Origin of the sequence: Streptomyces vulcanius (genome assembly GCF_042653945.1) — a bacterium.
GTDB lineage: Bacteria > Actinomycetota > Actinomycetes > Streptomycetales > Streptomycetaceae > Streptomyces > Streptomyces mangrovi.
On the sequence record NZ_JBHSFK010000094.1, the window covers coordinates 1 to 5,895 of the forward strand.

General features: G+C 67.8%; 4 protein-coding genes and 2 pseudogenes. All 6 read left to right on the plus strand.

What is annotated here, in order from left to right:
* Positions 1–233: 233 nt before the first annotated feature.
* Entirely contained in the window at positions 234–1,460 is a 1,227-nt protein-coding gene (locus ACFPIH_RS55900) for a tyrosine-type recombinase/integrase (protein WP_381187961.1), read from the plus strand.
* Positions 1,457–3,925 carry a tyrosine-type recombinase/integrase gene (locus ACFPIH_RS55905; RefSeq protein WP_381187958.1) on the plus strand — a complete coding sequence of 823 codons (2,469 nt, stop codon included), beginning with the start codon at positions 1,457–1,459 and terminating at the stop codon, positions 3,923–3,925. Before ACFPIH_RS55900 ends, ACFPIH_RS55905 begins: the two co-directional genes overlap by 4 nt.
* Positions 3,925–4,413 (plus strand): hypothetical protein, encoded by a 489-nt coding sequence (locus tag ACFPIH_RS55910; protein ID WP_381187956.1) that lies wholly within the window; start codon positions 3,925–3,927, stop codon positions 4,411–4,413. The genes ACFPIH_RS55905 and ACFPIH_RS55910 overlap by 1 nt, the downstream gene beginning before the upstream one ends.
* A gap of 86 nt (positions 4,414–4,499) precedes the next feature.
* A pseudogene (locus ACFPIH_RS56600) lies at positions 4,500–4,679 on the plus strand (Mu transposase domain-containing protein); the annotation flags it as partial.
* A 297-nt stretch (positions 4,680–4,976) separates the two neighbouring features.
* Positions 4,977–5,339: pseudogene (locus tag ACFPIH_RS55920) on the plus strand (telomere-associated protein Tap); the annotation flags it as partial.
* 6 nt (positions 5,340–5,345) lie between these two features.
* The coding region (tpg, locus tag ACFPIH_RS55925) for a telomere-protecting terminal protein Tpg (protein ID WP_381187953.1) at positions 5,346–5,895 on the plus strand (550 nt) is incomplete at its 3' end.

Genomic DNA, 5,895 nt, shown 5'->3' on the forward strand with positions numbered 1-5,895 from the left:
GCGGCCGCCCCGTCGCAGCCCGCGGTATGAGGGGAGCGAGTAACTCCCACTCCTGGTCAGTGAGTTCATGACGGCGTATCACCTCATCATGATCCACCATTCGATGATCTTTGAAGACGGACCCTAGTTCACCCCACGGGTCGACCGGTTCTCCCTTCTGTTGACTGAACTACGAGCAGAGACTTCGCAGTTCAGGGGACAGATACCGTCCCCGTGTTCTACGTTCCCTGCTCATGGTCGGAGACGAGGAAGAGCATCTGGATCTGGCGACGCTGGTGGTTCCCAGTGTCGGATCGCTGCTGGCTACCGGAAGCCGGTGGGAGCCCTATCGTCTGATCGATCCGGCCGGTGTCGGCGTCCAGGCGGTGACCGACTACTTCCGTGATCTGCAGGCGGCCGGCCGCACCGAGTCGACGGTCCGCTCCTACGGGATGGACCTCCTGCGCTGGTTCCGCTTCTTGTGGGCGATCGACGTGCCGTGGGACCGGGCTACGCGACTGGAGGCCCGGGATTTTTGCCGTTGGCTGCTGATCGCCGGGCAACCGGTGCGTCCACACTGGCGGACTGGCCAGCCGTCAGAACCGTCGCCGAGTCCCGGGAAGCCATACGCGGCCTCGGTGCGGGCGCACAACGAGACGGTGCTGCGCTGCTTCTATGCCTTCCACCTGGACATCGCCGAGGGGCCGGTCCTGGTCAACCCGTTCCCGCTGGACCGCTCACGCCGCAGCGGCCGGGCGAACGCTCACCACAATCCGATGGAGCCGCACCGTAAGGAGCGGACCGGCCTCTACCGGCCCCGGGTGCCCAAGCGGGTCCCGCGCAGCATCCCGGACGAGGAGTTCAACGAGGTCTTCGCCCGGCTTCCCTCGCACCGGGACCGGGCGCTGGTCGCGTTCTACGTGTCCACCGGGGCCCGGGCCTCGGAGTTGTTGTCGACGCTGCAGGGCGGTGTCGCCCCTGGGCGGCAGCTGATATCGGTGGTCCGCAAAGGCACCGGTGCTGTTCAAGAGCTTCCGGCGTCGACTGACGCGTTCGTCTGGTTGCGGCTCTACCAGGTCCAGATGGGCGAGCTGGTTCCGAAGGGCCGTCAGCTGCCGCTGTGGTGGACGCTGCGGCGCCCGGTCCGACCGCTGACCTATCACGCGGTGCATCGCATGTTCGAGCGCGTGAACCAGCTGGCGGGAACCTCGGCGACGTTGCACGCGCTGCGCCACACCGCGGCGTTCCGGATGGCCGAGGATCCGGCACTGCCGCTGCATGACGTGCAGCTGGTCCTGGGACACGCGCAGCTCACCACGACCCAGCTCTATCTGACGCCCCGGGCCGAGGACGTGATCCGCCGGGTCCTGGCGCATCACGCCGAGCAGACCCGGCAGGCGGCTGAGCGCATTGCGCCGACCCCGGCGCCGGGCTACCGGCCGGAGACGATGGACGTGCTGTTCGGCAAGGGTCTGGCGTGATCACCGCCGGGCGGCTGGCCGCCCCGCCCGTGGTCTCCAGGCCGCACCTGTCGGCCGAACAGCAGGCTGAGAAGTTCCCCCCGCGGCATTCGGCGGCGCACTGGCCGGCCGCGGTGAAGGGCCGCGAGGAGGTGCTGCGCATGTGGATCGAGGCGACGCCGCGGCAGGAGGATCCCCGCAACCACGACTTCCGTCGGCGCGGCTTGATGCTGATGCTCGACTGGCTGGCTGAGCAGCCTGGCGATACTTGGCACCAGCGCTGGCACGCCAGCGGCGCGGACGCAGCCGGAGAGCAGTGGGCCGATGGCCCGGCACAGTGGCTGGAGCAGCACGGCAAGCTCTCCCGCACCCGGTTGGAGACCATGACCAGCTCCCTGGTCGTCATGATCGGCGCCGACGTGGTCCGTCCCTCGCTGGCCTGGCTACTGACCGGCGGCAAGAAGCGCAAGCTCGCCAGGAACATGATCCGCGCCCGCGACGCCGACGGCTTCGCCCGGCTGGACGACTTCTGTCGGGCCGACGATGGGATCAGCGACATGGCTCGCCGCGCCGCGTTGTTCCGCACCGCGGTCATCATCGCCGCCAAGGGCGGAACGGTGGTCGACATCGTCGTCGGCGACCTGCTGGAGGTGCTGGAAGTCGAGGCCGAACTGCGCGGACAACGCCGCTCGGGCTCTGCGACTTTCCGGGCGCTGCGCGAGACCGGCGTCTTCGGCGCCGGCGTCCCGACCCTGCGCGAGATCCGCAGCATCGGACAACGCCCCGTCGAGGACCTCGTCGACAGCTACCCGGTCGCCTGCCGTCCGATCCGCGACCTGCTGGTGGAGTATCTCAAGGAACGCCAGCCCGCCCTCGACTACGGAACGCTGCGCGGCCAGACCTACCAGCTGGTCAAGTGCTTCTGGCAGGACCTTGAACTGCACCACCCAGGCATCGACTCGCTGCGCCTGCCCGCCGACGTCGCCGCGGCCTGGAAGCAGCGTCTGCGCACCAGGCCCACGACCACCACGACCAATAGCGAACGGGTCGAGTCCGTCGTCGAACGGCTCAGCTATCAGGACATCTTGGCCGGCGTCCGCGCGTTTTACCTCGATCTGGCCCAATGGGCGCTGGAGGAGCCGGGCCGCTGGGGCTCGTGGGTCGCGCCCTGCCCGGTCAGCCAGCAGGATCTGAGCCGGCGCAAGACCACCCGGCGGCGCAAGGCCCGGATGGATGCCCGCACCAGGGAACGGCTCCCAGTGCTGCCGATCCTCGTCCGCTCCGCCGACCAGCAGCGCCGGGACTCCGAGGCCCTGCTCGCCGCCGGACGGCAGGCAGAACCCGGACAGAAGTTTACCGCCGTCGGCCAATCCCTGACCCGGATCCGGCGCCCGCACGCGAAGCCGGCCAACATCTGGGCCGAGGGCCCAGCCACCGGCCAGCGGCGCCTGCTCAACCGCGAGGAGGACAACGCCTTCTGGGCTTGGGCGATCATCGAGGTTTTGCGGCTGACCGGCGTCCGCGCCGAGGAGATGCTGGAACTCAGCCACCACAGCCTGGTCCAATACCGGCTTCCGACCACCGGCGAGATCGTCCCGCTGCTGCAGATTGCCCCGTCCAAGACTGACACCGAGCGGCTGCTGGTCGTCAGCCCCGAACTGGCCGACGTCCTGAGCGCGATCATCTGCCGGATCCGCAACGCCGACGGCGCGGTCCCGCTGGTCCGGGCCCGGGACTACCACGAGCTGCTGTGGATGCCGCCGGCCCCGCTGCTGTTCCAGCGCCGCGTCGACACCGAACCGCAGCGGATCGCCCGCGAGCGGGTCAGTTCGCTGCTGGATGAGGCCCTGGCCCGCACGGGTCTGATCGACCAGGCCGACGGAACCCCGCTGCACTACACACCGCACGACTTCCGCCGGATCTTCATCACCGACGCGATCCTCAACGGGCTGCCGCCGCACATCGCCCAAGTCATCGCCGGACACCAGGACATAGCCGTGACCATCGGCTACAAGGCGGTCTATCCGGAGGAGACGATCAAGTCCCACCTGGCCTTTCTCGCCCGACGCAGATCCCTGCGGCCCAGCGAGGAGTACCGCACGCCGACCGACGCCGAATGGCAGGAGTTCCTCGGCCACTTCGAACGGCGCAAGGTCGCCACTGGGCTGTGCGGCCGGGCGTTCTCAACCCCTTGTATTCATGAACACGCCTGCCTGCGATGTTCGATGCATTGGCCGGACTCCGACCAACGCCATCGCATCGAGGAGATCCGCGACAACCTCATCGCACGCATCGCCGAAGCCGAACGTGAGGGCTGGTTCGGCGAAGTTGAAGGACTCCAGACGAGTCTGGCCGGCGCGAATGACAAACTCGCACAGATCGATCGCCGCTCCGGTGTCGGCTCCGTTGACCTCCCAGCCCCGGTTCTGCGGAGCGCAGGATCAACGTATACAGATACGGGACGATCAAAGCTAGGGGTGGATTGATGAGCGCAGATGGGGAACGGGAACGCTGGGAGCTACAGCCCGATGTCGGGGTGGGGCCGCTGCGTTTCGGAATGTCTCCGGTCGAGGTTGCAGAGGCGCTGCTCGTCCCCGCGCCGCAGGCACGGGTTGGGGGCGAGTACGGCCAGGAGGACTTTGCTGGCGGGGTGAAAGCGTTCTACGACGAGGGCAAACTCGCATGCATCGCGCTCGATGCAGTCGTCGGTCCGCAGGTCTTCCTAGCCGGCTTCCCACTGGCAGGGAGCCATCCAGGACAAGGCCAACAGTTCCTTCTGGACCACGCCGCGGAACATGGGAACTGGGTCCTATTCACCTCTGACGCGTCGCTTGCCCTGACCGATCTCGGGATTCTTCTGCGTGAACAGCGGGTCGGGGAAGCGCGGCTCACACGTCCGCTCTTCGTGAAGGAGGAGTGGCTGGAGTCGGAGTACTACCGAGACCACCTTCCACTCGAGGGCGTTACAGACTGAGCGCTCGACCTGACAAGCGGCGACAACTGGATGCCCGGTCACAGTCGATCAACAGCTCAGGTGACGAGACGAAGTTCAGAGAACAGATCACCGTCGGCACCAACCGTTACTCGGTCCCGACCCGGTTCATCGGCCGCCAAGTCCGGGTCTTGCTGCACGCCTCCGAGCTCGTGGTGTTCGACGGCCGCACCGAGATCGCCCAGCACGAACGGCTGCTGACCAAGAGCGGATCACGGCTCGAGCTCGATCACTATCTCGAAGCGCTGCTCCGTCTCACCGGGTCTGCAGCGGAGGCCAACCGCTTCGGCCGTGACTATGCCGTCCTGTACTCGCCTGTTGTGACTTCGCACGAGACAGCCCTCAGCTGGCGTCGAAAGTGAAACAGCCGGCGTTCTCCCGCATGATCTGGTGTGCCCGCTGTCGCGCTGGGAGGCGAGGGCAGGGGGCCGATGGAGATCGCGGCGTTGGTCGTGTCGTTGGTGGCGCTCGGGGTGTCCGGCGCGATGTCATTGCGGCAGGTGCGGCTCTCCCAGCACGCCAATGCGCTGCCAGTGGTGGTGGACCTGTTCCGCCCGACATGGCGGCCGGACATCCGCGCGGCAGTCATCTCCCGCACGCGGATCAACCTCCACCGGAAAATCGTTAAGCACGCGGCGTTCACCGGGCAGTACCCGGTGGCGATCCTCTCCGACTGCGTCGTGTACGCGGCCGACGGCGAGAGCCCGCTGGACTTCCTGCCCTACAAGGACGGCAAGCCGCTGCCGGGCGGCTTCAAGCTCGGCATCAACCCGGGCCTGGTCAAGTGGGAGGGCACCCAGGAGGTGCTGTGGGGCGACGGCGTCCGCGAGCAGTTCAACGCACCGGAGCTCAACCTCGCCCGGTACATCAAGGACGGCACCGTCACCGACGTCGACATTGGGGAGTAGGCAGGCATGAGCGTGTTCGGGGACGGCCTGGACGCCGCGGTACAGAAGGCGTTCACCCGCCCGGCGCCCAAGAGCGCGGGCGCGCAGATGCGGTACCTGGTCAAGCAGCTCAAGGGCACCAAGGCGGTCGCCCAGATGCTGCGGATCTCCCAGCGCACCGTCGAGCGGTACGTGAAGGACCAGATCAAGAAGCCCCGCCCGGACCTCGCCGCGCGCCTGGAGCGCGAGGTGAAGGCCCGCTGGCAGCCGCAGATCCGGGCGAAGGCCCGCGAGAAGGCGGCGACCACCGGCGGCATCGTCATCGACACCCGCGCCCGGCTCGGCTACACCGCGCCGATCGGGTCGACGGACCAGGACCGCATCCGGCACCTGACCGTCGCCCTGCCCCCGCAGTACGCGGCTCGCCTCTTCGAAGCCCAGGAGCAGGGCGCCGCCGAGCAGCGTCTCCAGGAACTCGCCGCTGAAGCACTCAAGGAGGTGTACTTCCAGGACGGCGGCCGCCGCGCCGGCAGCCTGGAAGAGGTCCGCTTCACCGACATCGAGCACCTCGAGTTCG

Excerpts from the sequence above, each read along its gene's own strand:
- ACFPIH_RS55910 (WP_381187956.1), top strand. The coding sequence starts at position 3,925 with ATGAGCGCAGATGGGGAACGGGAACGCTGGGAGCTACAGCCCGATGTC.
- ACFPIH_RS55900 (WP_381187961.1), top strand. The coding sequence starts at position 234 with ATGGTCGGAGACGAGGAAGAGCATCTGGATCTGGCGACGCTGGTGGTT.